This is a genomic window from Mechercharimyces sp. CAU 1602, assembly GCF_024753565.1.
Lineage (GTDB): Bacteria > Bacillota > Bacilli > Thermoactinomycetales > JANTPT01 > Mechercharimyces.
Genome location: NZ_JANTPT010000001.1, coordinates 293693 through 318773, shown reverse-complemented (window position 1 = coordinate 318773; position 25081 = coordinate 293693). Strand labels below are relative to the sequence as shown.

Here is a 25081-nt window from a genome sequence, read left to right as displayed (position 1 = left end):
CTAAAACGAAACATAGATGCCACTCTACTTTACTTTAGTTCAATATCCCTATTTTCCTGTTCTCCACCAATACTTTCATCTCCTGCTACTGTAAAGATATTTATGTACAAAAAAGAAGAAAAGACTGAGTAAGGGATGTATATCCTTCACTCAGCCGAAAATCTCTACCCCTATTCTACTATATGTTCTCTACATGATTTCGCTAACTGCCCTATTACTCAATCGATACACGCTCTAAGTCGATCGTAATTTTACCTTGATTATCATCCATCAGCTTCTTTAATTCATCCATCACCTTTTCGCGTGCGTTTTCGTCATAGTCGAAGCTCGCTAGCCTTTTCCCATCACGGTATACGCGCCAGAACTCCTTGACCTTTTTCTTCGGTGGTGTAAGGAATTTTTTCATGGCATCCTTTGTTTTTGGCCCGTATAAACCATCAACGACTAGGCCGTGCTTTTTCTGAAATGCACGTACAGCCCGCTCAGTTTCGGGGCCAAAGTCTCCATCCGCCCCATCGGGGTTAGGCATTTTCAGTCCGTTCTCTTCTTGGATACGGTCGACCCATAAAGGAATCTGATCCTCCGACCAATCAGGATGTGCCATTCGTACCCTCGTTTCGATCGAGACAGATTGAGCTTGAGTTAGAGTTAAAATCGTCTGAGAGGTTGATGTTGGATCATGAGTGGCGTTTCTAAACTCCATTTTCGATGATAGATGGAGGTTTTTCCGCCTAAATGAATCCTGTATACCTGTAATGCCATAAAGAATATCCTCAATGGAATTCTTCCAATACCGCTCTTTCTTCTCTTTCGTTAAAAATAATTTGCGTTCACGGATATTGAGCGCGGTTCCTGACTCCGCCCGACCTTCGATCTGTAACCCAAACGTCTGCGATGAATAACCTGCATCCGTGATGATCCTGTCTAGTAATTCAAGGCTCGCTATCCTATGCTCTTCTGTCCTAACATTAAATTGAACTGCTTCTGCCTTCGCTCCATCGCCGTCCGTTGGTTGCCCCGGCATTTGAGCGAATACATCCTCATCTATATCAAAGGACAGCTTCCCGCCATCGGCTTTTGTAGCCACTCACCGGGTACAATGATTCACGCTAGGCTGATAGTAGGATATGTTGATAAAGATTGATCCCAATTCACTTTATAAAAGACACCAGACATTGCCGATGATGTTTCTGCTCCCTCCACAAGTCGGTTATAGAAGCCTGTTTCTTCGATCATAGACAGCAAGGTGCTTTCACACTCTATAGCATCTTGTTGTGCTTTTTCCTCATGGGCTTCTGGTATCTGAATCTTTGGTTGCTCACCAAATAGCAGGTCTGCGCGCTGGCAGTTGCAATATCCCCCGCTATCGGTACATGAATCATGTCTGCCGCTCACCTTTTAACTCCTTTGCCCAAAATCGTCCTTTAGGTGTAGGTGTGTAAGCCATGGAACTATGAGCGGATGATATTTGATTAGAATCGCCTGAATACCAAGCCGCCCATTCTCGGTATTTGCTATAGATAGGCTCCCATTCTTCGGGCGGGAATGGTGACTTTGGGTCTGTAGGTAACATATCTATTTTAGATGTCTCGTACCATTCGCTATATATCGGATCGGATTGCAAGTATGGTCATTCTCTTTCACGGGCTTATCTTCGCCCCGTTGTTGAGCTTTATAGTCCCAAGTGTACATATTCAATTCATCTAAATGGTGGGTACAGCATTTATGAACACGGTACAAGTCGTTGTCCATGATGGACTGAACCAATCCAATACCCGCGCTGACTTCATTGTTGGCCTTCGCCAATCGCCGAACGCCACGGCTCCGTAATTCCAATAGAAAACCGTCTGCAGATGGATCAATATATACCCACTCTGGGTGAATGGGATGGTTGTTGTGGTCTCTGTGCTTGGATCGCCAGACTAAAAAATCCTCCGCATACTTGGAAGGTGATTTCTTCGTCTGTGACTCCCGGCCACTATGGTAATACTCATCTATGATATATAAACGGCCATCGATCCCAAGACCACTTAACATAAAGGTGGTTGCGTTGCTGGTCCCGTAGTCAATTCTTATCCAATACTTCCTCATCTCAGGTAGTTCACTAACGGCCATCCTGTCCTCATCAAACATGGAATAGATCAATCCATCCGCCATGACCCATTGACCTAGGATGTTGCGCTGATAGAAGACACCAGTAAACATCCGTTTATACCTCTCTATTGTGCTCTCTGGCAATGAGAGATTGTCATTCATGAGAAAGGTGAGATGAAGGATTCGCTTGTCTTCCTTCTGGTCAATATATTTTGTTTTCAACCAATGACGTGGTCCCTTGGGGTTGCAATTCAGCCATGTCTTCGCTCCCTCCACTGAACACCGCCCGATCATTTGATCAACAAACGATTCAGGGAATAACGCCGCCTCATCTGCGTATGCTCCGGCGGATGTAAGCCCCTGCATGGAGTCTTGCGATGATTCGTTGTTAGCTCCAAACAGGTAGTAGGTATTGGACCCTATTAAGACGTGCGGGTTTTCGCCCCTATGATAGTGGTAGCTGATTCCCTTTGCTGAAAGAATTTGAAACATAGGAGCTAGGACGTTTCTTTTCAGTGCTCCCATGCTTTTGCCTGCTAGTATAAAGTTCTCATCTCGAAAGCATTCCGTTGCCCATGTAGTGAAACCATCGATCATGGAGATGGTCTTGCCGGATCGGATGGAACCATCAGCAATGTACATATGATGGTTTTCATATGGACTGTTCGGCATCCACCACGTAAGCGGTTTAAGCTGTTTCTGTGAATACGGTTCAAACTGAATTGCTGAGACTTGATTATTCCTCTTCCTCCCCATCTCCATCCCTCCACACATCGCTGACCAATCCAGCTAATGCCTTCATATATGGAAGCTGGTCCGGATGGCCTTCGCCTTCTTCCTTCTCTATCTTGTGCTTCAAATCAAGTAGCTTTGCCTTTCTCTCTTGCAGACGGAAAAGTGCTTCCTCTTGACGTTGAATCAATTCCTCTGCCCGCTGTTGACCTATCTCTTCTTCCTGGTTTCTGATCACTTTCTTACTTGTTTCCCTATGGATATAGCTCTCCTCTAATGTGCGCTGGGTAATGGTGACCATCTGATCCTCTCTATATTGCTTAAGCCTTCGGCTCATCCCTAGCTCTTTCACATATAAAACACCCAATGCGTGATCTATCTGCCTGAGATAGTCCGCCTTGGGTGCGATGCTGTAAAGCTCTTTTTCGCTATCGTTTAGCTCATCTATGAATATCCTCTCAAATTCGCCTGTAGCAAATACTTTTTTATTGCGCTTCATCTTCTCCGGTGGTGCGCCTGTTGACTTTCCCCCATGCATTCGGCATCGGCCGTTTGCCATAGCATTGTTTTTACATGGGTTGCCTGAGCGAGTTTTCGCACCACACCTTCCTTGCATGGGGTTTGTTTTCACATCTTCACCACCTCCGTGGGTCCGACCCTGTATATGGATTTCCTCTATTCACATATGATTGAGCAACACATTAAAAGAGGTGCAGCATAATTCCCAACTTCCCTCAGAATTCCCGCCATACCATCTAAAATTGGTGGTAAAATATCTCTATCAGATAGTTCCTGTATGTTTTTATATAAATTCCTGTTATTTTCACCTTTATCTATACACATCATTTCCAATGTTCTTCTTAATGCTAACACACAAATTGCTCCATCGATGTTTTTGGTTTTTAATGCTGCCACATAAGCAATAGCAACACTAGAAGGCAAGAAGTTATTATTTATTGATATCCTAGGATATAGAATCTCATCGTCTGCCTTTGCATACGAATTGTAAGTGATTCTCTCTTTTAAAGTGATGTTAGAGCAAACAGGGCACAGCAACATCGACTATCCAGCCTTGTACCACGATCCCTCATTCTTGTTAAATTATATATCCTTTTCATAATAAGATACCTTCTCAACAGTTGTTTTATTTCCACAATGATAACATAGCTCTACACTTATTTCAGATTGACTCTGATTCATTTGATTTCCCCTCCATCCAACCAAAATTAGACAGAGAAGGGTAAAATCATTCAAAATAAAAAGCACCACCTAGTTGCTTTAATTACAGCCTGGTTCTTCTGATCTTATGGTCCATCTAGTTCAGTATTCCCTAACGATTAATCAAAATATGGTAATTGTCCGCCATGTGGCTCTGTATCAAGCACAAGCAGGATCCAAATTACTATCACTCCTAACCTCCTAGTTGTGGGTCGAAACCTCGTAGCTCTTCCATTTGAAATACTCCTTCACGGACCATCTGGCTCCACCATCTTATGCCACTCCTTAATTATTTTAAATCTATTATATCTGAATATATCACCAAATACAAAAAGGAGCGTTATGCCCCCTCATATCTACATATTGAGGTGAGAACATATCCCCCTCACTATATGGTGGCAGTCGTATGACAATCATAAATCGAGACCTCAATATTGCATATTTTCAAACGAACTAGTATAATATCCCTCATAAGAAAATACATGAAATTCGAACTAGATTAATCTATATTACAGAGGTGAATTTTCTTGATTATAGTTGATTTTTTTATTGACCGCTGGTTTGAAATTTTTCTTGGTCTATTTTTTACATTACTAGGTCCCGCTTTAAGTAAAATAGCCTTTAATGAGCAACGAAGATCGAATATTGATAACAAATCGCAGGCAAACATAAGTACTTGGACAGAAGAGGTCATAGAAGAAGTACATTACTATGAAGTGACCAAAGAAACATATCATTATAAGTCACATAATAGTCAAGATGATATATGGGGAATAACAATTGCGTTACTTATTGCTGTTTGCCTTATTTCAGCTCTTTATCTTCAGTACAGAGAACCAGTCTGGATATTCATTACTATTTTAACTATCGCAATATTTACATTCAATTCTATCCTAACATTTGTGATAGCTAAATATGATCTGCGTATTGGAGAATTATGGGCAAAGCCATTAAAAACTTCTTACATATTTCTGTGTGTGCCTTTTTTCAACTTATTCCTTCTAAATAATCCTGTTTTCCCGTTAGGGAATTTTGACGAACTCCTCTCAAGTTTTGATAATGATAAGCTTCCAGGTTTACTCAGCAGCTTTGGATTAGAGGGAGTATCTTTTGTTTTTTCTCAAATTTTAGGGCTTGGTCTAAATATAATCTCTTTAATATCAATTTTCCTAATCTCTATATACATTTTTACAACATTAGTGCACAATAAAATTAATTCTTTAAATGATTATTGGTACATAATACCTCTTCGTTGGATAGTTAAGTTTGTTTTACGCTCAATAGTATCTGTTCCTATACATAGAGAGCTCATAACAAAAATAATTTTTGCAAGTGGCGCATTTTCAATTCTATTTTGTAGTGGTTTGCTATTTTCTTTATTAAATTGGCTTATACAATACTTGCATAACCTTTAAGCAACAGATTTTCACTCCCTGATCTTCACTTGTGAGAACCTCTTTTGTCTTCTCATTGTACTCATTTCAAAATATATATATCTAATCAAGAGGGATTTCTATGCTTAATGGTCCAATCATTATTTGGAACCCACCAAATTAAAAGTGGAGGAAACTAATGATGTCATAGTTTATAAATCAAAAAGTGACTAATCTATTCACCTTATACCCCAGCCTACCCCACGCAGAATAGGCTGGTCACTTTATGCCTCATCATCTTCTTCTCCGCCCTACTAAGCATCGTCTGTACCGAGCTCTTGCTGATCCCAAAATTCCCGGCCACATGCTCCATCGAAAAACATTGCCCCACCTTCATCACATACACCTCACGCTCTAACGGCTATAAAGAAGCGAAAGATTTGGTTAAACAAGGTATTTCAATCGCTTATCATAACCATCAGTATAATCGGTTATCTGGATTATGATCACGACGGGATGATATCCATTACTCACTAAAAGAATGGTCACATGCCGAATCTTGCTATAAAACCGCTCTATCTTTCGAAGAGCAAATCAGTGAAAATCAATTACTCTCTACAATTCACTTGAAGCTTGGCAAATTGTACTCGATGAAAAAAGATTTCGATCAAGCGCAAAATATGTTTAAACTGGCTATCAATATTGCCAAAAATGAAAATGACTGCTCTCGCCTTATTGATGGACTACTTGAACAAGGGTACGCATATAAAAAGCAAAAATGTATAACTGAATCCATCGCCAGTTTAAAGAAAGCTGAAAAAATAGCCCACGAAAACTGCCTAAACCGTCAAGAAAAAGCCGTAGTGGAATTGCTAGCTGACCTAGCCAAAGAGGGTCACCTTTCAGATTTCGAAGCATATACAGCTAGAATTTATGAGCTGGACAAAGCATTCCGTGAACATAAGGAGGGAGTCTTTAATGCGTAAAACGATAGCAGTGGTTTTATCTTTAATCTTTGTTGGATCAATCCTCTCTTTGTCACAAAGCATCCTTGAACCATCACAAGTCTTTGCTAAGGAGATCAAACTAAAACAAGAAGAGCCTGGTGGTTAAACACACATTACTTTTCACCCCTCCACGGGGGTGTTTTTGTTTGCACTGAAAGACACCGAGCTGTCAGCGCGGTGTCTAGTTAGTTCTTATGGGTACTTCCTAAACTCAAAAATTCTCCCTTGTATAAATTATCCAAAATAAATTATCCAAAAGGGAGAATTTGAACTTACATATTACCTTCTGTTTCTTAATCCATCAAATTCTTTTCTGTCGAAAACAAGATATGTTCTATCGTGTTGTTTGAATTTCATTTCCCAGCGAACTAACAAATCATTCTCGTAGATCAATTGATCGGTAACATGAGTCATCCCATCTGCAAAGCTTGTACTAATGCTAGCTTCAGTTACCCTCTTTTCCAACCGTATCTCCAGACCTTCCAATTTTGCTCCCTTTGTTATCTTATAAGCAATGAGATCCAAATAATGAATTCCTTTAAAAACCAAGTTACTTCTTGCTCTTACTTGGGATGGCATTTAATCCGCCTCCTCATTTACGCCGTACTGATCTAAATAGAACTCAAATTTCTCCAGTGCTCGGTTTTTAGCAAAGGCAAAATCTTTTGAGTTGTAGAGGCTACTATGCTTTTTTGTATAGTAGTACAGGGATTGTCGTATATTCTTCACTATAAATCCAATGTTATTTATTGGACTACTATCACTTAGAGAAGGCATCTTTGAATCATTATATAGCTCAAAGCCCTCTTTGTCTAGCACTGATTTTTGAAAAAAACGGTCTATTTGGCTATTTAACCAAATAGCCAAATCATTCCTCATCGTCTCAGCCATCAGCATGTCATGGACCTCTTTAAAAGCCTGACCGTAGACTTCTTGTCCTTGTTCCTCTGCATTTGAAACTAATAGGTTGTATTCCTCTTCATTTAAACCTCCTGACTCCAATAAGGAGTCATACTGAGCAACTTTTTCTTCTAATTGTTTATTCCTCTCTATTGCCTTCTCTTGTAGAGCTATCCGGTATTTATTAATCCCTTCTTGAGTAAATGAATCTTCATTACCAATTCCTGATGATTTGTAATCATTTACTGAGCTTTCGTAGGCATAAAAATCTGAGTCTGTGTCTTGAGGTTTTAGTAGTATTTTTTCATCTGGCCTTTTCTCAACAGCTCCCAACTCTCCGAAATCTAATGATAGTTGTTCGTAAATAAAACTAAGCTGTCGTCCTTTAAGATCTGCATACTTCTTTTGATATTTATATTCTTCCCATAGTTTGTTTAGACCAAGTTCTGCATGATAAATCACATTACAGTAATTATCTACATCACTTACTCCTTCTTCTCGTATCCTACGCAATCCTCTTCCAATTAGTTGAGCATAGGGATTCAAAGTCTTGAATGGGCGAAAAATAGATATAATAGATATATTAGGGTTATTATAACCTTCTCCTAACATTTGTATATTAATCATCACAGCATACTTTCCATTATTGAAGTCATTTATCCTTTGTTCATTTTCATTTTGTCCTAGATGACTACTTACATATGTAGCATCTAAACCTTCTTGCTTAAACCATTTTGTAAGATCTTGTGCATGCTTATCATTACATGCCACTGCGAGAACTTGATGCTCTGGATAGCTATTTCTCTTTTCTTCAATTATTTTAATAGTATTCTGGATAACAGCTTTAGAACACTGTTCTGACATCGCGACATTTTTATTGACCCAATCATTCCCAAATATTCTCTTTGACTGTTCTAAATTGTATTCTTCACCCGTCTCACGGTGTACAAATACAAGCTTATCCGGTATTTCCTCTTGTCTTATTACATCCTTTACTAATTTCTCTTTTATTGCATTGCCTAGAGTAAACTCATAAACAGGGTCATAAGGATTACTGGATATCTCTTGACCATCTGACCTAAAGGGTGTACCAGTCAGCTTAATAATCTTGCTGACATTAAAGTACGTCAATGCCTCTTGCCACATATCAGCAGCTACGTGATGTGCCTCATCTACAATTATCATGTCAAAAAAATCTTCATCTATAATATTTTTCAAGGACACCTCTTCATTACTTGCTACAACTTTATGTATATTAGTCACGACAATATTCGATCCCTCTAGCTTTTTTTTAATGAGAAGTTGTTCACCTTCTTTTTTAGGGTCATATCCCTGATATAAGTAGCTTAAAGGATAATCCTTTCTACCAATAATAACTTTTCTTTTATACCAGAATGTCTTCTCTGGGTTATTAACAGAATCAAATTCCTCAAACACCGTCCTTCGAATAATACGGCCAGGAGTAATGATTAAAACTCGCCCCTTACTTAGCTGAAAGGGTAAAATCGACATTAAACCAGTTTTACCTGTACCAGTAGGTAAAACAAGTAGTATCTCTTTGTACTCATCACCTCCAAACTCCTGATAATGTGAAATAGTAGCTTCATAGGCTTCCCGTTGAGGTCTTAAAAGTTGAGTATTTCCCATGATATTAGGCTTAACCCGATAAAAAATTGACATAAGTATACACTCCTTTTTGTTCATTACTCGGTATAAATTGTAACATAATATGTTATTTCAGACAATTTTATTTAGAGATCGTGTATATTTAATTCATCGCAATGTTTATTTAACTTCATAATTTACAAAGACTATATTATCAATTACGATAGACATAAGATAAAAAGAGTCGGGTATTAGCCCACCCGCCGTTATAGGACAATCGGATAGTCAGCCGTGATAAGCGACCTGACTAAACCCAGTCTAAGATCCCAGAAGTAATCCGCCACTGGTTCCTAGGCCGTCAAGCAGATTACTTCTTTTTTCCGACGCCATACGTGTAATAGCCGACAGTAACAATCCGCATAAAAGTATAATTGTTTCTCCGGCTGTCATAGCGTCAGCCCCCTTCGGGGGGTGAGTCGCCGCCCCAGACCTTCTCCCATTGCCCCGACTGAATTATAGCATAATTCCAAACAGTAGAGAAAGATTTATGGTACAATGGAGGTGCGGTTAGTAGATTCGCCCGAGCGGACGGCGGTGAATCTCCTTGAAGGGAGGTGTGTGACATCTCCTGATGAAAGGGGGTGATCGCCATAGAATGGCTTCTTTGGCTGGCGAAGGTCTTTTACTATGCGTTAGGAGCCCTTATCTCATTGATAAGGCTCTTACGTAGTCGAAAGACAGTAAACAGCAAGAAGCATCCCGCTCGTGGCACCGAGCGGGATGCTAGCAAGTGGTAACCCGTAACACCGCCAAGCCATCGGCGGGAATCGAAAACCGTAAGACGGGTGTTCGCGCACCCGTCTCTTTTAATATAATGTTCTTGACATCATCATATACCAATATACCCGCCATTGCAATGAGCTAATCCTGAATTTTCTGCTCTATATCAAGCCAAAGCCTCCATATCACTCGCTGGACTTCATCCAATCGCTCCACTCTTTCCTCTTCCGTGATCTTCGGTGCTATAATGTTAATAGTAGTTCCACCTACCTGTAACGTCATATCCTCACGCATGGGAACCACCTCAATATATCCTATGCGACAAGGATTGAAGGACTAGCCAACGAATTCAAGAGGTGTTTACTATGGAGAGAGTCTGTATCTACCTACGGAAAAGTCGAGCTGACTTAGAAGCGGAAGCACGTGGTGAAGGAGAAACGCTTGCCAAACATAAAAAGGCTCTCATGCAGGTAGCCCAACAGAAGAGCCTGAATATCATAAAAATTCGTGAAGAGATTGCTTCCGGTGAAAGTCTTATCCATCGCCCCGAGATGATGGAGTTACTAAAAGAAGTAGAAGCAGGCATGTATGATGCCGTTCTTGTCATGGATATAGATCGTCTTGGTCGCGGTAAGATGCAAGAGCAAGGAACGATCTTGGAAACCTTTCAGGAATCAGGCACGAAGATTGTAACCCCTCGCAAAACCTATAACCTATCGGACGAATTTGATGAGGAGTACAGTGAATTTGAGGCATTCATGGCACGAAAAGAGCTAAAAATCATTACTCGCCGTCTCCAAGGAGGACGCGTTCGCTCCGTGGAAGAGGGCAACTATATCGCTACTCGCCCACCCTATGGTTACAACATCAAAAAAGATGAACGCGGTCGCTACCTTGTTCCACACCCTGAACAAGCACCGATCGTCAAGATGATTTTTGAGTGGTACATCCATGAAGACCCCAATCAACGAATGGGAAGCAATAAGATTGCTAATGAATTAAACCGCCTCGGCTATACCAACTATAGCGGGAACAAGTGGAATAATTCCTCTGTCCTCAATATCATTAAAAATGCTGTCTACGTCGGCCGCATCCAATGGAAGAAAAAAGAGAGTAAAGCCGCCAGGGAGGCTGATAAACGTCGTGTTGTTCGTACCCGCCCAACGGATGATTGGATTGATGTAGAAGGAAAACATGAACCACTTATCTCCATGGATACTTACCAGAAAGCACAAGACACCCTGAAGACGAAGTCCCATGTCCCCTACCACCTAAATGGGATTACGAATCCCCTTGCAGGTTTAATTAAATGTGACATGTGTGGGCAATCATTATCCTATCGCCCCTATCCCAATCAGCTCCCACACTGCATTTGTGCCAATCGTTTGTGTAAGAATCGCAGCAGTAAGTTCCACTATGTTGAGGAACGGGTTCTCTACTCCCTACAAACGTGGCTGACTGAGTACAAGTTGGAATGGAAGGTAAAGAACCGCCCACAAGAGTCCTACCAATCCATTGAGATCAAAGCAGCCGCCATGGATAATTTACAAACAGAGCTAAAGAATCTCCACTCGCAAAAAGGACGGCTTCATGATTTCCTGGAGCGAGGCATATATGATGAAGAAACCTACTTGGAACGTTCCAAGAACCTTACCAAGCGAATCAAGGAAATCAATGCGGGATTAGAAGTAGCTGCCGCGGAATTAGAGAAGGAAAAGGAACGGAAAAAAGCACAGGTTAACATCATCCCTAAAGTAGAACATGTTTTGGAGATCTACTGGGAGCTGGATGATGCCAAACAAAAGAATGCGCTCCTCAAAAGCGTATTAGAGAAAGCCGTCTATCGCAAAGAAAAATGGCAGCGGGAAGATCAATTCACCTTGTCCATTTATCCTAAAATGTAGAGAACTGTATCTAACACAGATAAAGAGTTAGCGTTAATGAGATTACACTAATCGATGTATTAGGAACAGAACGGGATGAAGTGATTGATGAAGTGCAGCTGAAGATTGAGAAAAAGAAAATATATAATAATTTGCATATATTGGATCAACGTGAGCAAGAAGTAATTCGCAAACGCTTTGGTCTACAGGGAGGCTCTGAAAAAACACAACGTGAGATCGCTAAAGAGTTAGGTATTTCCCGTTCTTACGTGTCACGTATAGAAAAACGAGCACTGATCAAACTGTATCATGAATTTTACCGTTTCAATTCTGCCAACAAGTAGGTAAGGACGAGTACAGGCAACCCCTTGCTTATCCCACGACAAGGAGGGGATCGAGAGATATGGAGGATCAACTCTTAGAGGAATTAAAAAAGATAAGTGTTAAACAAGAGGAAGTACTACAGCGACAAGGGTTATTTGAGCGCATCATGGAAGAAATGGATGAAAAGGTGTCCAATGTACGCGAAAGACAAGAAGAGCTTGCCCAAAAGCAAGATGCCATGCGGATTAAGCAAAACCAGCTTGATCATGCATTAAATGATGCTAAGGGACCTTATCAAAACCTGCTGACAACTCACGAGAATTTAGGGAAAAAACAGGATGAAATTCAGACTCAGCTGCAGAAATTTAGCGATAAATATGAATCTTCCTACACTCAAGGAGAACAAATAACCCACCAGCAACAACAATTACTTGAACAGCAAGAGCAAATGTCGAAACAACAACTCGACCTAGAAAAACAGCAAAAAGAAATAGTTGATTTATTTTCAAAATTGATGGCTTCCCATCAAGAAGTGCAAAAACAACTTTCAACCATAGAGCGTACACAAGAACTAACGTTTGAACGACTAAATGAAAACCTTTCTGAAATCAGCCATTCGCAACGACGACTGAAAAACAGTATCGATCAAACGTTAGAAGAGTTTAAATTGGATAATAATGTGATTAACAAGCGTATGTTTGAACTGGATCGCGAAGTAGAACGTGCTAAACGAAGAATGCTATATTGACACTCTCTATAAAACTAGGCTTATCGGGGGAGATCTTATCGTGATCTCCCCCGTTTAAGAAACTTTCTGATGAGCTAGTGTTGTTCCCTGACCATTCCTATAGCTGATAAACAGGGCAACCGAAAATAGCAAGCAAACAATTAATATGATGAAGATATTGCGGTATATAACCTCGTAAGCAAAGCTCGATTGCCAATCAATTAGCGTTCCAGATACCGCAACTCCTAAAGCACCACCAAAAAACTGAACAAGTTGAAACATGCCCATTCCAGTACCGATTTCTTCATTGGGTAAGATTTGCGATGCTTCGTTCGCAATACTGGACGACAAGGCAGAAAAGCCGACGCTCATAAATACATAAGCCAACATAATCCAATAGGGAGATAGATTGGAGAAGAGCACAAATAAACTAGTAGATATAAGTAATAAGGTTTGTCCCACCAAAACGATAGGTCGACTTCCAAGACGGTCAATAACCCGACCGATAAATTGAGCCGCAACAGCAGATAGTATGGCACCAGGGAAAATCATAAGTCCTATCATCGCAGCTTCTTTGTTAAATACATTTGCAAGCATTAGCGGCATCATAAACAGGGTGGAAAAGTGGGCAATAAATGCAATATTACTAATCAGTAATAATTTTATATATGGACGCTTTTTCAAAATTGTCGGTTGAATAAATGGGATGGCAAACTTATGTATATGATTCCATAAAATAATTAAACTCACCCCACTGATTATCAGGTAATATAGAGCAAATGTTGATAAAAACAACAAAAAACATGTGACAACAAGTGCTGTTAACAATGCACCCATGAAATCAAACTTCACCTTATGAGATTCTTCTTTCGGTAAAAGCTTGTAGACAATAGGGAGTAACAATACGGTGAAGCTTGTTACAATAAATAAGTAATTCCATCCAAATGCCTGAGTTATGACCCCCCCGACAACAGGACCTAATCCAAAACCAAGTGACGCAGTCGAAGACACAATTGACATTGCTTTACCTCTTCTTGATATAGGAATATATCTACCCACTAATACCATCGCTAATCCTGGAACTGCCCCAGCACCCGCGGCTTGTAACAACCTTGCGAATAACAATTCTATGAAAGAGTCTGCAAACCAACCTAGAACGGATGCCATTCCAAGCAACACTACACCAATGAACAATAAACGAGAGATTGGCATAAAATCGGATGAGCGACTAAATGTTAGTGTAGCAATGGCAAGTACTATCGAATATCCTGATACGATCCAAGACCCCGTCGAGGAGGCTAGAGATAGATCCTGGAGTACGGTTGGTAGACCTACATTAAACATAGTAGTGTTCATCACCACAAGTAAGACCATCACGCTCCATAACAATATAATTTTATTTTCATGCTTCAATGTATTCATAGAATTTACTCATACTCCTTGTCATGGTATGCATTTATTAAAATAATAAAAGCATCTGTAATTAATGTCAATCCTATCCTCCATGCATATTATCACTTTATTTATCCACTTAATGTCTTCACTAACGTATTCCCAGTATAGTTGCAGATCTAATATGTATAATTTTTTCATCATTATTTTCTATTTCCTTATCACATCGTTTACACAAAAAATAAGCCGGAGATCCCTTAGCATGTGGGATACCGGTTATTTTCATCTGGACTGGGATAAAACTCCGGCGGTGATTCGTCATTATTCTGTTTGGGTTAGTCAGCTATGATCCGTATAGCATAGTATACTATAGGTACACTTACTTCTATTCTCTTTATATCATTCACCCGATTAGACAAATATACCATGTGCTACATCACTACGGAGGATCTATCATGCGGTTTCTTGCCACCTTCACCTATCATCAAGCACTGTCTTGCCTCTTTCCAGGTGCAATCTTTCTTATCTTGGCTACTTCAGAGATGATTACCATACCTGGTCTCTATCGCTATGACTTCATTTTCTTACTATGTATACTTGTACAAGTGCTCATGATCACCAGCAAAATGGAGACATGGGATGAAGTAAAAGTGATTCTTCTTTTTCACATCATTGGACTAGCATTGGAGTTATTCAAGGTACAGATGGGTTCTTGGTCTTATCCGGAGGAGGCATGGAGCAAAATCGGCGGTGTACCGCTTTATAGTGGTTTTATGTACGCCAGTGTTGCTAGTTACTTATGCCAAGCGTGGCGTCGCTTACACGTCGACCTACACCAATGGCCATTTCAAATGAGTACATGGCTACTTGGAGCTGCCATTTACGTAAATTTCTTTACCCATCACTTCTTTTATGACTTGCGTTGGGTTTTAATTCTATGGTTGCTATGGCATTTCCGTCACACCTGGGTTTTCTTTAAGGTAAATGATCAAAAATGGCGGCTACCTCTTACAATCTCTTTTTTACTGATCGGATTTTTCGTCTGGATCGCTGAGAATATTGCTACCTTCTTCGGAGCTTGGCAATACCCTCATCAAGAACAAGGATGGAGTATTGTAGAACTAGGGAAAATCAGTTCATGGGCTCTCCTTGTCATCATAAGCTTTTTGATAGTAGCGCAACTAAAATTTGTGAAGAAAAGTCACTATACGTCTTCACCTTCAGTAGATGAAACACAGCATACAATCTAGACACTTTCAACGCACCCTCTTCACCCTAACAAGAGCATCGCTATCCACCACTTTCCGTGATATACTTACCTCACTTTATTTAAACTACTTCACATAAAGGAGATGTCTACCCTGGCTACGAGGAAATCAGCATTAATTGCTGGATCTACAGGATTAATCGGTCATCACGTTATGCAGACTCTCATTGCACACCCTCAATACAAAGAGGTTAGGGTGATCACCAGACGCCCTCTGCCCATTGAAGATCCCAAAGTACAAGTTATCCAGGTTGATTTCGCCCACCTGCAAGATTATAAGGAATGCTTTCAAGTAGATGAAATCTACTGCTGTTTAGGAACCACTATGAAAAAGGCAAAAACAAAGGAAGCCTTTCGTCAGGTAGATTATAAGTATCCATTACAATTGGCTCAATTGGGGAAAGAGATGAACACAAAACGGTACCTGCTTGTCTCCTCTATGGGAGCGGATCCTTCCTCCCGCTTTTTTTATAATCAAGTAAAGGGGGAACTGGAACAGGCGCTCGAAGCATTGCATCTACCTGCCACTCATATTTTCCGCCCTTCGTTGCTTTTAGGAAAGCGGGAGGAATTCCGTCTGGGGGAAGAAATAGGTGGATTGCTTGCGAAGGGGCTTGGCTTTGCATTTCAAGGCCCCCTAAAGAAATATCGCCCTATCCAAGGCGAAACAGTTGCCCAAGCTATGGTACATACTGCACAACTAGATCGTACTGGCACTCACCACTATCTCTCCAATGAGATCGCAGAGATAGTGGCATCAGAAATAACCAACCAGTAACTAGCTACGGTGTGACACCATCTCCTCCCTACATGAGTGATCAGTTAATCCTGTCACCTACCTAAAGAAAATATTCACAAAGAGCTCTATCGGTAATAGATAGAGCTCTTTTCGCCCTTCTATTCCTCCCCTTTTTCTTTCCCGAGAGAATCTTTCTTCTTCGCTTCCGCTTGCTTCACTTTCTTCTCTGCTTCTACCCACTTTTTCTCCAACTGAGCAATCTGATCCATTACCTCTTTAAATACACGCAGATGGCGTGGATCATCGCTCTCTTCCACTGAATTGACCACTACAGATACGGCATAACGTGGAGAATCAGTTGGACCATAGCCGACAAACCATTTGTTATAACGGTCTTTATCCACCCCGATTTGCGCCGTCCCTGTCTTCCCAGCAAGCGACCATGTTGCTTCCTTAAGTGCCATACCAGTCCCTGTCTGTACTACGTCTTTCATCAAAGTCTGCACTTGTTGTAGTGCCGTCTTAGAAATCGGCTCTTCCGTTTTTAAGGCTTGTCGAGGAAATGCAAATGAGGTCTCACCATCAATCGTGCGCACTTCACGTACCACACGGGGGGTAATCGTCTGTCCTCCATGAAAGAGAGCTGACACCATATTGACAGCTTGTACCGGCGTCATTTTTACATCACGCTGTCCAATGCCTGTCTGTGCAAGCACCCCTTTCTCATGCTTCGCCGTCTGTGAAGCAAAGATTAACCCCTTCTGCTCCCCGGGGAGTTGCTGAAACTCCTTTTCATGATAAAAATTTCCCCGCCATAAAATCGGTTGACCCAACCCCAACTTTTCCGCATACTTCTCGATCTCGTCTGCACCTAATTGCTCTGCCAACTGTGCGAAAACAATATTACAAGACTTCGCATAGCCCTCCGCGAAAGAAAGCTCCCCATGCTTGCTATCCGTCAATCCATACCGCCCTAGATCTCCTTTGCAATGAAAGCGATCTTCCAAACGTACCAACCCAGTATCCAGCGCAGCAACTGCGATCACGGTCTTAAAGATGGAACCTGGTGTTGCCTCCATAACTGCCCGGTTATCCCACGGGTTGATCTCCTCATTTAAAACAGTCTCATCCACAGCCGGACGGCTCCCCATCCCTACAATATCCCCACTTTTGATCTCTTGCACCACTACAGCACCTTCTGCTATCTGTTCTTTCTCTAGGGTTCTTTCCACCACTTCTTGGATATCGCGATCGAGCGAAGTATACACTTGCTGAGGGGAGTGGGGTTCCTCTGCTAGCCACACCTTCTCTTTTGCTTCTAACCCGTTTACTGACTGACCTTTGCCATCCACTATATACTGAAGTGAACGTTCCTTTCCTCCATGAAGAATTGGCTCAAAGCTAGCTTCTAATCCCCTGACCCCAATTAGAGATTGGAGGTGATACTGTCCATTATCTAATTCCTCTTGATGTTTTGCCTGTACTAGAGAAGGGCTTCGCACCACTTGCCCTAACACTTGACGTGCCAATCTCTTGGAATTGAGACGATCATCTGCTTTTAATACATACACACCTGGAACATGAAGTTCCTTAATCTCTTGTACTATCTCTTCAGCCAGAGCGATTGGATCGCTGTCACTGGGTAGACGAACCGCTTGCGGTTGATTATTTTCACTTACCCACTTCATCCACTCCTCTTGCGGATAGGAAATAAGGACTCCGATCTGTTCCAACGGTGTCCGATGATGCTGCACTTGCTCATCGGTCATAGGAAAGACCACCAGGCGCCAGTCGGGCTCACCTGAAAGCACCCTTCCCCGTCGATCCCAAATATCTCCCCTTCCACTGTCTATCACATACTCCCGATCCTGTTGATCTTGTGCCTGTGATACCAGATCAATATCCTGCTCCAACCATGCCGCTGACGGTGTAGAGATTAATTGTAACCATGACAGACGACAAATGATCACCACTAGAAATATAGTTAAAAACGATACCCAGCCATAGCTGCGACGCTTGCTCATCCATGCATCCCCTATCTTGCCCGTCCTTTTTGTACTACTCCCATCTTCGTCAATCTAACAGCTGCTTATACCGATGCTCCCATCGATTCTATATCAAAACACCCCCGCACATTGTGCGGGGGTGTTTTGATATAGAACAACTAGCTATCTATTCTACGATCGTCTTTTCAAACATCGTCTTCATATCATCAGGCAGAGTGATCGCTTTGCGTTTTTTACCATCAATAGCAACGATGGTCAGATCCGCATCTGCTATTACATCGCCAGCTTGGTTGGTGATAATCTGATGTGCTACTACACTGCGGGTATTCATCTTTTTCGTATACGACGTAATCAAGATCTCCTCGTCAAATAACAACTCTTTACGATAGTTAATGTTTACATTGACTACAACTGGAAATATACCCCACTTACGGAATGACTCCACTGTCACTCCGTGCTGCTTCAACCAATCAAAACGTGCCCACTCCAGATACTCTAAGTATTTGGCATTGTTCACATGACCGATCATATCCACGTCTGTAGAACGAACCGTTAATATATACTCATGTTTCATCAATTCCTACCTCCTATCTAGGACAGTATAACACGAAAATGAATAGCCATTCACTATTAAATATGTAAAGAAGAGAGGGATCTGACGCCCTCTCTTCGTCTATATGACATGAAGTAAAAAATAGGCGATAAACATCCCCGCAATAATATAGAGCGGAAGCGATATCTCCTTTCCCTTACCCATCGCCACTTTAATCAATGGATATGCAATAAAGCCAAAGGCGATTCCATCAGTGATACTGTACGTAAAGGGAATCAAAACAATGATAAGAAATGCGGGAAAACCCTCCGACAAGTCATCAAAAGGGATATTTTTTACATGTTGTAACATCAATCCACCAATCACGATCAGAATGGGAGCAATCGCTGCATCAGGTATCAAATGAATATAGGAAATAAAGGGAATAACGAGCAGAAACATCAGCCCTGTCGTTAAAGCGGTAAGTCCCGTCCGTCCTCCTGATGCGATACCAGCCGCACTCTCCACCGTTGAGACTGTTGGGCTTGTGCCGAATAATCCAGCAGTCATAGCAGATATTGCATTTGCTTGATAGGCGCGTCCAAATTTCTGACCCTGTTCACCTAATAAACCATATATTAACCCCATGTTTTCAAATACAAGAACCATCGTAAGTGAAAATGTAGCTACCCAAAAGGTAAGATCTTGAATTTGCGCTATCGAAAAGCTTGCAAAGACCGTACTATACTCTGACCACGATAATGAGGGTACCGCTGACACTTCACTCGGTTGAATCCCTAATAAGATCGAAAGAAGTGTTGTTACCACAATCGCGATTAAAAAATGACCACGTACCTGACGCACAAACAAAAAGATTGTTAGTACTAAACTAAACACGGTTAACAAGGTAGAAGGAGCACTTAATTCCCCCAAAGTGACAAATGTAGTGGAATTAGACGTGATCAATCCCCCTTTTTGTAACCCAATAAAGGTGAGAAACAAGCCAATCCCCACTGTAATACTATCCTTAAGTGATGTGGGCACCGCGACCGCTAGTAGCCTGCTTAAGCGAGTAAATGCGGTTATCATAAACAGGATTCCGGAGATAAATACGGCCATCAAAGCAGACTGCCACGATAATCCCATCGACTGAACAATCGTATAGGTGAATAACGCATTTACTCCCATACCTGGAACTAAAATAATGGGTGCATTAGCCCAAAAAGCCATCAACAAACAACCGACTAGTGAGGTCAAAATCGTGGCGATCACACCCGCAGTCAACGGGATTCCTGCATCTGCAAGAATTGTCGCATTTACCACCACAATGTATACAATCGTAAAGTAGGATGTCATCCCAGCCAACACTTCCGTTTTGAGAGTCGACTGATGATGTTCCAACTGAAAATACTTCACAACGCTTCCCTTCTTTACTCATATCCCTCCACCCACCCGTGTACCCTTGTACACCAAATAAGCATTATATCACACTATGCACCGTAATTCATTTCCTCGTTTTTCTATCCAGGAATTACCCTGTTACATAACCATTTTCACCCACACAACGAACATCCGCCATCCTCATTCAATACACTGATTAAGGAATAACTTCTCTAGTACAAGGATGATCACTGCAAATGAGACGAACATTGATTTTTTCCCATATCCCCAAAACAGGTGGATCCACTCTCACACAAATTCTCAAAAAAAAGATGGGTCGCTCTAACAGTCTCCATTACCCTGCACATGAAAAAGCGCATCTACTAAAAAAACTGTCTCCTGCATATAAGCGTCGAATTCATTTCGTCTATGGGCATTGTCGCTTTGGTTGTCATCGTTATTTTCGTTCACCCTATACGTACATCACACTTCTACGTGACCCTATTGATCGCGTCATTTCTACCTACTATTTTATCCGTAGTCAGCCACAAAATCCCCATTATGAAATTGCGCAGTCATTAACATTGGAGCAATACGTAAATTGGCATGATCCAAATATTACTCAACAAATTACAAATCATCAAACTCGCTTTCTGAGCGGAAAATCGGAACCTTGCTTAATGTTAGCGAAAAAACATTTACAAACACACTATCTACTTGTCGGTTTAACTGAGCGTTATGTAGAAACCGTTTTTCTACTCCATAAGAAGTGTAATTGGAAGTTGTCGTCCTATACAAAGGAAAACGTAAACCACACAAGGCCACCACGCTCAGCGGTTCCACAATCCATTATTGATAAAATTGTAGCATTAAATCAGTTAGATCTTCAGCTTTATCAATATGCACAAAGTAGATTTGAGCAACAGTTGCAACAGCTATCTCTTGCCCATCAAGAGAAGCTCCAACAATATAAAAAACATATCCAACTACTTTCTTCCACATAATGCCGGTGTCATCTTTATTTACACCGGCTACTTTTTTGGCTATCTCAACCTTTTACATACAGTTTCAACTTCACTGTTGACGCGCTTCATGGTTGAAAGGTATGATATCTAGGAGATTACTATCGCCCAAATAAGGAGGCAACCAAGTGAATAAAAAGATTGCATTATTCGCGCTGGCTGGTCTATTGGCAATTATAGCTGGCTTTTTTGGCACTCAGCAGCTATTAGCCGGAATTGGTTCCAGTTCTACAGCAGTAGAGTCGAAAAAATCTGAAGAAAAGAAAGAAGTAGCACACACAACTCCTGACGATTCTCTCGACTTGGAAAAACTTAACCAAACTCCTGATGAATTAGTTAATGAGTTAGAAACGTACGAAGAAATGCCCCAAAGTAAAGAAGAAGTGGTCTCCAAAAATGAACAAGCGATTCAAACAGTTAAGACAATAGCTCAAGAGAAAAAAGTGAAGGTAAAAGCAGATATCGATGATGCTGAATTCCGTGATTTTATTTACGGCCAAGCTGTTAACTCCGCTCTTCCAGAGAAGGATCTAGAACGTGTACAGCAGTTAGCGATCGTTATGGACTTATATGAAAACAAATTTAAAAATGAACAAATCAAGAAGCTAAAAGAGAAGCTTGAATCTGGCAAAAAACTAAATAAGAAAGAATTGGAAGAACTAAGTGCACTTCTACCTAATCGTATTGGTTTAGAGATGAAAAAAGAAGGTATTCCTACAAAAGATTTGCCAGCTGATGAAGCCATAGAAAACAATGATGGCAATAATAATGATGGCAACAACAATAATGAAGAGAGTACTGAAGAAGAAAACAACAGCAATGAAGGCAACACCGAAGAGGAAAGCAACAATAATAACGATGGCAACACCGAAGAAGAACCAAATAATAACAATGGTGGTACCAGTGAAGAAGAGACTGGTAGTGAAGAAGGTACCGAAAATGAAGTGCCTTCGACTGAAACACCAGTAGAAGACCCTCCTCAAGATGCACCTGAAACCAATGATACCGATGGTTATGATGAAATCGCTGCGCGTGACTATGCTTACGAATGGTGGGATAAGCGCAACAACGAAGATTACGGCTATCTCTACAGATTATATGGCTGTACAGGTGATGGTATCGATTGCTGGTACGATTGCACCAACTTTGTTTCCCAAGTAATTCATGAAGGCGGAATCGGATTTGTAAAAGATGATCCAAACATTCCTGACTGGTATTACAATGATACTAAACCTTCTACTTCCTGGTATTATGTCGATCATCTCTATCGCCACATGGTTGCGCGGGCGGAGGCCAAAGATTATGATCAACTTAAAGTTGGCGATATCGTCATTGGCGACTTAGCCGACGATGGAGACTATGAGCATGCGGCCTTTGTATCTAAAGTACAAAAACGTTGGGGACAAAAGTATGTCTATGTTACTCAGCATACCTCAGATAAAAAAGATGAGAAACTTTGGAAATGGTATGGTTGGGGATATCAACCTTATGGATTTGATGTTCACTCCATGGTCGACTAATTCTCAAGTAATAAACAAAGAAATCCTCTTATCCATAGGGTAAGAGGATTTCTTTGTTATTCATTGCTACTGGTGGTATTAGCTGCGTTCTTTTCGCTCTTCGACTTATTTTGAAGATGTTCATCATAAGTTCGAGCAAAGTAATGCTCCTGCGTGCCGTCTTTCTTCGTCACATAGTAAATATAATCATGTTTCTTAGGATTAGCTGCTGCTTCTAATGCTACTTTCCCAGGATTGGAGATGGGACCTGGCGGCAGCCCTTCATGTTTATATGTGTTATAAGGACTTTCCACTTTAAGATCATCATACGTTAATCTTGCTTTCGTATCCCTTAACGCATACTGAATGGTCGCATCCACTTGTAATAATTTTCCACTTTGAAGACGATTAAATATAACCCCCGTCACCATCGGAAACTCTGCTTCCACCATCGTTTCCTTTTCCGTAATAGAGGCAATACGTACCCATTCATCCACACTGATCTCTCTTTTTTGTAGTGCTACTTCGTTCTCTTTTAGATGTTGGTTAAATTGAGTTAACATCATTTCGATCAACTTACGAGCTGAAATTTCATTTTTTGGTAAGTAATATGTGCTTGGATATAAGTACCCTTCCAATACATATTCTCGTTCTTTTGAGTCTGGAATTTGATCAACAAATGTAAAATCGTAATCACGTTTGTTCACTTCCATAAGAAACTCATCACGCTCAATACCTAACTCTTTTACCTTGTCTGCCATTTGCTCCACCGTATATCCTTCTGGAATGGTGATAGATTGGCTACTTTCTTTCCCCGCTGTTAATATTTCTAAAACCTTTTCCAAATCTGCATCCGCCGGAATTTCATACACGCCAGCTTTCAGTCCTCTTGCATTTCCCTTCACGTACGTATAGGGACGAAAGAAGAGATCGTCACGAATTAACTGATGTTGTTTCAGGATACTACCTATCTCCTCATTGGAACTACCTGCAGGGATTTCTAACAACATTGATTCGCTGCGAGGCGGAGCTCCCAATGTATGATCCACATATAGATAGAGCAAAATGAGCCAAGAGGCTAGCAGTATCACTAGTAGTAGAAGTCGGATCACCCACTTCATGCCGTTACTCCCTTCATGCCTGTGTAACCGAATAGAAACACTATTCTATTCCTATTCTATGTTATCATATGAAACAAAAAAAATAACGGGGGAAATCCCCCGTTATTTTGAAGAATATTCATCGTAGCATAGCATCTCATCCACAACCTCAGCAATCTGCTCCCACTCCCCCTCATCTTCGATGTGGTGAAGGTGTAAACTCTCCTGCTGATGATCAACAAAGAAAAGATAGCCATCCCTTCCTCCAAGCGGTTGCATCACAGCATAATGTTTATTGTCCACTTCGATCTCATCTAACAAATGCATATGCTGATCTTCCTCTTGGCTAGCATAATCACTTAACAACAATGGTGAACCATACTTTTGTCGTAAATGATCACATCGTTTCCCCGATGGCTTAAAGTTAGTCCTCAAGACCTTCGTCAGACTCTTCCATTATGGTGTTAAATACCTCTTCTACCATATCCCATTCTTTATCGTCTTCGATTAAAAACAATTCGAGGTTCTCGCCATCTTCTTCGTAGCGAAACGCAAATACGTCCTGTGACTCTCCCTCATTTTCTTCTTCTGGTACTACAACCATATAATTATTCCCATTTTCATCATGTTCGAAGGTGAATAAAATTTCAAACCGTTCCTCTTCACCATCTTCTTTTGGTATTACTACGTACTCAGTCCCTTTTTCCGGACTATGATCAGTCATGTAAACTCCCCCTCTGGGCATCTAAGTATCCTTGCAGTATCCATGAAGCAGCCAATTGATCAACCACTTTTTTTCTCTTCTTTCGACTCATATCTGCAGAGATCAGTGTTCTCTCTACCGCAACGGTAGAGAGGCGCTCATCCCACATTACAACAGGGAGTTGAAAACGTTGTTGCACATGTTCTCCTAACTCCTTGCATGCCTCTCCACGCGGACCGATCGTGCCATCCATATTGCGTGGAAGACCGATCACTATCTTTTCAACTTCATAATCTGTAATCACTTGTTGAATCCGTTCTAACCACTGGTCATCGGGTGCCCGCTGTACCACTTCCAGCCCTTGTGCTGTCCAGCCCATCGGATCACTGATTGCTACTCCAACACGCTTTTCTCCTATATCTAGAGCTAGGATTCTTACTTGTTCCATTGGCACTAAACCCTTTCTCATTCCATCTCAACATCACGAGCGTTCCATTTTCTTATCCGCTTTATGAACGCTTCAGGTATTCTTTTACAATCTCTTCGATCAGTTCATCCCGCTCCAATTTGCGAATGGTAGCACGAGCATTCTTATGGCGCGGAATATAAGCCGGATCTCCGGACAGCAGATACCCTACGATTTGATCAATCGGATCATACCCCTTTTCGATCAAAGCGTCATATACAGTGAATAAGACATCTCTTGGACTGCCTTCCGGTTCCTCACCACGGAAGTGAAATTTCATGGTTTTTTCCATAAAATCGTGCACCTCTTTCGTAAAATGACCTATTCCCCGT

28 protein-coding genes and 2 pseudogenes are annotated in these 25081 nt (G+C 41.2%); 11 read left to right on the top strand and 19 right to left on the bottom strand.

The window, feature by feature from the left end; genetic code table 11:
* Positions 1–214 precede the first annotated feature (214 nt).
* The 5 genes from NXZ84_RS01670 to NXZ84_RS01650 all read right to left on the bottom strand — a co-directional run bounded on the left by NXZ84_RS01670 (position 215) and on the right by NXZ84_RS01650 (position 3885).
* Complete coding sequence (locus NXZ84_RS01670) at positions 215–1087, bottom strand: peptidoglycan-binding domain-containing protein (protein ID WP_258838566.1); 873 nt, start codon at positions 1085–1087, stop codon at positions 215–217.
* 17 nt (positions 1088–1104) lie between these two features.
* Positions 1105–1395 (bottom strand): hypothetical protein, encoded by a 291-nt coding sequence (locus NXZ84_RS01665; RefSeq protein WP_258838565.1) that lies wholly within the window; start codon positions 1393–1395, stop codon positions 1105–1107.
* A gap of 180 nt (positions 1396–1575) precedes the next feature.
* Positions 1576–2850 carry a PBSX family phage terminase large subunit gene (locus tag NXZ84_RS01660; protein WP_258838564.1) on the bottom strand — a complete coding sequence of 425 codons (1275 nt, stop codon included), beginning with the start codon at positions 2848–2850 and terminating at the stop codon, positions 1576–1578.
* Positions 2831–3457 carry an HGGxSTG domain-containing protein gene (locus NXZ84_RS01655; protein WP_258838563.1) on the bottom strand — a complete coding sequence of 209 codons (627 nt, stop codon included), beginning with the start codon at positions 3455–3457 and terminating at the stop codon, positions 2831–2833. The genes NXZ84_RS01660 and NXZ84_RS01655 overlap by 20 nt, the downstream gene beginning before the upstream one ends.
* Before the next feature lie 44 nt (positions 3458–3501).
* Positions 3502–3885 (bottom strand): DUF4145 domain-containing protein, encoded by a 384-nt coding sequence (locus NXZ84_RS01650; RefSeq protein WP_258838562.1) that lies wholly within the window; start codon positions 3883–3885, stop codon positions 3502–3504.
* 686 nt (positions 3886–4571) lie between these two features.
* Here NXZ84_RS01650 and NXZ84_RS01645 point away from each other — a divergent pair.
* Positions 4572–5459: a hypothetical protein gene (locus NXZ84_RS01645; protein ID WP_258838561.1), complete on the top strand. Its 888-nt coding sequence runs from the start codon at positions 4572–4574 to the stop codon at positions 5457–5459.
* A gap of 214 nt (positions 5460–5673) precedes the next feature.
* Here the strand turns inward: NXZ84_RS01645 and NXZ84_RS01640 are convergent.
* Positions 5674–5826 (bottom strand): annotated as a pseudogene (locus tag NXZ84_RS01640) (sigma factor-like helix-turn-helix DNA-binding protein); the annotation flags it as partial.
* A 112-nt stretch (positions 5827–5938) separates the two neighbouring features.
* Between NXZ84_RS01640 and NXZ84_RS01635 the strand changes: the two are divergent.
* Positions 5939–6403 carry a tetratricopeptide repeat protein gene (locus NXZ84_RS01635; RefSeq protein WP_483869634.1) on the top strand — a complete coding sequence of 155 codons (465 nt, stop codon included), beginning with the start codon at positions 5939–5941 and terminating at the stop codon, positions 6401–6403.
* Entirely contained in the window at positions 6396–6530 is a 135-nt protein-coding gene (locus tag NXZ84_RS01630) for a hypothetical protein (RefSeq protein ID WP_258838558.1), read from the top strand. Before NXZ84_RS01635 ends, NXZ84_RS01630 begins: the two co-directional genes overlap by 8 nt.
* 173 nt (positions 6531–6703) lie before the next feature.
* On the opposite strand, the gene NXZ84_RS01625 is transcribed toward NXZ84_RS01630, so the two are convergent.
* Together NXZ84_RS01625 and NXZ84_RS01620 are read right to left on the bottom strand one after the other, a co-directional pair.
* On the bottom strand, positions 6704–7003 hold the full coding sequence (locus NXZ84_RS01625; protein ID WP_258838557.1) for a hypothetical protein: 300 nt from the start codon (positions 7001–7003) through the stop codon (positions 6704–6706).
* Positions 7004–9004 carry a DEAD/DEAH box helicase gene (locus NXZ84_RS01620; RefSeq protein ID WP_258838556.1) on the bottom strand — a complete coding sequence of 667 codons (2001 nt, stop codon included), beginning with the start codon at positions 9002–9004 and terminating at the stop codon, positions 7004–7006.
* Between the two features lie 566 nt (positions 9005–9570).
* Between NXZ84_RS01620 and NXZ84_RS01615 the strand changes: the two genes are divergently transcribed.
* Entirely contained in the window at positions 9571–9726 is a 156-nt protein-coding gene (locus tag NXZ84_RS01615) for a hypothetical protein (RefSeq protein WP_258838555.1), read from the top strand.
* Here the strand turns inward: NXZ84_RS01615 and NXZ84_RS01610 are convergent.
* Both NXZ84_RS01610 and NXZ84_RS01605 read right to left on the bottom strand, forming a co-directional pair.
* Positions 9713–9841: a hypothetical protein gene (locus NXZ84_RS01610; RefSeq protein ID WP_258838554.1), complete on the bottom strand. Its 129-nt coding sequence runs from the start codon at positions 9839–9841 to the stop codon at positions 9713–9715. The genes NXZ84_RS01615 and NXZ84_RS01610 overlap by 14 nt on opposite strands.
* Positions 9842–9850: 9 nt before the next feature.
* Positions 9851–10003 carry a hypothetical protein gene (locus NXZ84_RS01605; RefSeq protein WP_258838553.1) on the bottom strand — a complete coding sequence of 51 codons (153 nt, stop codon included), beginning with the start codon at positions 10001–10003 and terminating at the stop codon, positions 9851–9853.
* A 71-nt stretch (positions 10004–10074) separates the two neighbouring features.
* On the opposite strand from NXZ84_RS01605, the gene NXZ84_RS01600 reads away from it, so the two are divergent.
* The 3 genes and pseudogenes from NXZ84_RS01600 (at position 10075) to NXZ84_RS01590 (ending at position 12664) form a co-directional block, all read left to right on the top strand.
* Entirely contained in the window at positions 10075–11613 is a 1539-nt protein-coding gene (locus NXZ84_RS01600) for a recombinase family protein (RefSeq protein WP_258838552.1), read from the top strand.
* Between the two features lie 35 nt (positions 11614–11648).
* Positions 11649–11936, top strand: a pseudogene (locus NXZ84_RS01595) (sigma-70 family RNA polymerase sigma factor); the annotation flags it as partial.
* A gap of 59 nt (positions 11937–11995) precedes the next feature.
* Entirely contained in the window at positions 11996–12664 is a 669-nt protein-coding gene (locus NXZ84_RS01590; RefSeq protein WP_258838551.1) for a hypothetical protein, read from the top strand.
* A gap of 54 nt (positions 12665–12718) precedes the next feature.
* On the opposite strand, the gene NXZ84_RS01585 is transcribed toward NXZ84_RS01590, so the two are convergent.
* Complete coding sequence (locus NXZ84_RS01585) at positions 12719–14065, bottom strand: MFS transporter (protein WP_258838550.1); 1347 nt, start codon at positions 14063–14065, stop codon at positions 12719–12721.
* Between the two features lie 425 nt (positions 14066–14490).
* On the opposite strand from NXZ84_RS01585, the gene NXZ84_RS01580 reads away from it, so the two are divergent.
* Positions 14491–15285: a DUF817 domain-containing protein gene (locus NXZ84_RS01580; RefSeq protein WP_258838549.1), complete on the top strand. Its 795-nt coding sequence runs from the start codon at positions 14491–14493 to the stop codon at positions 15283–15285.
* 102 nt (positions 15286–15387) lie between these two features.
* Positions 15388–16080, top strand: coding sequence for an oxidoreductase (locus NXZ84_RS01575; protein ID WP_258838548.1), 693 nt, complete (start codon positions 15388–15390; stop codon positions 16078–16080).
* A 119-nt stretch (positions 16081–16199) separates the two neighbouring features.
* Here NXZ84_RS01575 and NXZ84_RS01570 read toward each other — a convergent pair whose 3' ends face one another.
* The 3 genes from NXZ84_RS01570 to NXZ84_RS01560 all read right to left on the bottom strand — a co-directional run bounded on the left by NXZ84_RS01570 (position 16200) and on the right by NXZ84_RS01560 (position 19995).
* Positions 16200–18065, bottom strand: a complete 1866-nt coding sequence (locus tag NXZ84_RS01570) for a peptidoglycan D,D-transpeptidase FtsI family protein (RefSeq protein WP_258838547.1) — start codon at positions 18063–18065, stop codon at positions 16200–16202.
* Positions 18066–18213: 148 nt separating this feature from the next.
* Positions 18214–18621, bottom strand: a complete 408-nt coding sequence (locus tag NXZ84_RS01565) for an acyl-CoA thioesterase (protein ID WP_258838546.1) — start codon at positions 18619–18621, stop codon at positions 18214–18216.
* Between the two features lie 99 nt (positions 18622–18720).
* Positions 18721–19995: an NCS2 family permease gene (locus NXZ84_RS01560; protein ID WP_258838545.1), complete on the bottom strand. Its 1275-nt coding sequence runs from the start codon at positions 19993–19995 to the stop codon at positions 18721–18723.
* Between the two features lie 221 nt (positions 19996–20216).
* Here NXZ84_RS01560 and NXZ84_RS01555 point away from each other — a divergent pair, with 221 nt between their 5' ends.
* Together NXZ84_RS01555 and NXZ84_RS01550 are read left to right on the top strand one after the other, a co-directional pair.
* Positions 20217–20963, top strand: coding sequence for a sulfotransferase family protein (locus tag NXZ84_RS01555; RefSeq protein ID WP_258838544.1), 747 nt, complete (start codon positions 20217–20219; stop codon positions 20961–20963).
* Between the two features lie 146 nt (positions 20964–21109).
* Positions 21110–22501, top strand: coding sequence for an amidase domain-containing protein (locus tag NXZ84_RS01550; RefSeq protein WP_258838543.1), 1392 nt, complete (start codon positions 21110–21112; stop codon positions 22499–22501).
* 56 nt (positions 22502–22557) lie between these two features.
* Here NXZ84_RS01550 and mltG read toward each other — a convergent pair whose 3' ends face one another.
* The 5 genes from mltG to NXZ84_RS01525 form a co-directional block, all read right to left on the bottom strand.
* On the bottom strand, positions 22558–23601 hold the full coding sequence (mltG, locus tag NXZ84_RS01545; RefSeq protein ID WP_258838542.1) for an endolytic transglycosylase MltG: 1044 nt from the start codon (positions 23599–23601) through the stop codon (positions 22558–22560).
* A 102-nt stretch (positions 23602–23703) separates the two neighbouring features.
* On the bottom strand, positions 23704–24015 hold the full coding sequence (locus tag NXZ84_RS01540) for a DUF1292 domain-containing protein (RefSeq protein WP_258838541.1): 312 nt from the start codon (positions 24013–24015) through the stop codon (positions 23704–23706).
* Positions 24005–24304, bottom strand: a complete 300-nt coding sequence (locus NXZ84_RS01535) for a DUF1292 domain-containing protein (protein WP_258838540.1) — start codon at positions 24302–24304, stop codon at positions 24005–24007. The genes NXZ84_RS01540 and NXZ84_RS01535 overlap by 11 nt, the downstream gene beginning before the upstream one ends.
* Positions 24297–24731, bottom strand: a complete 435-nt coding sequence (gene ruvX / locus NXZ84_RS01530) for a Holliday junction resolvase RuvX (protein WP_258838539.1) — start codon at positions 24729–24731, stop codon at positions 24297–24299. The genes NXZ84_RS01535 and ruvX overlap by 8 nt, the downstream gene beginning before the upstream one ends.
* A 61-nt stretch (positions 24732–24792) precedes the next feature.
* Positions 24793–25041 carry an IreB family regulatory phosphoprotein gene (locus NXZ84_RS01525; RefSeq protein WP_258838538.1) on the bottom strand — a complete coding sequence of 83 codons (249 nt, stop codon included), beginning with the start codon at positions 25039–25041 and terminating at the stop codon, positions 24793–24795.
* Positions 25042–25081: the final 40 nt, after the last annotated feature.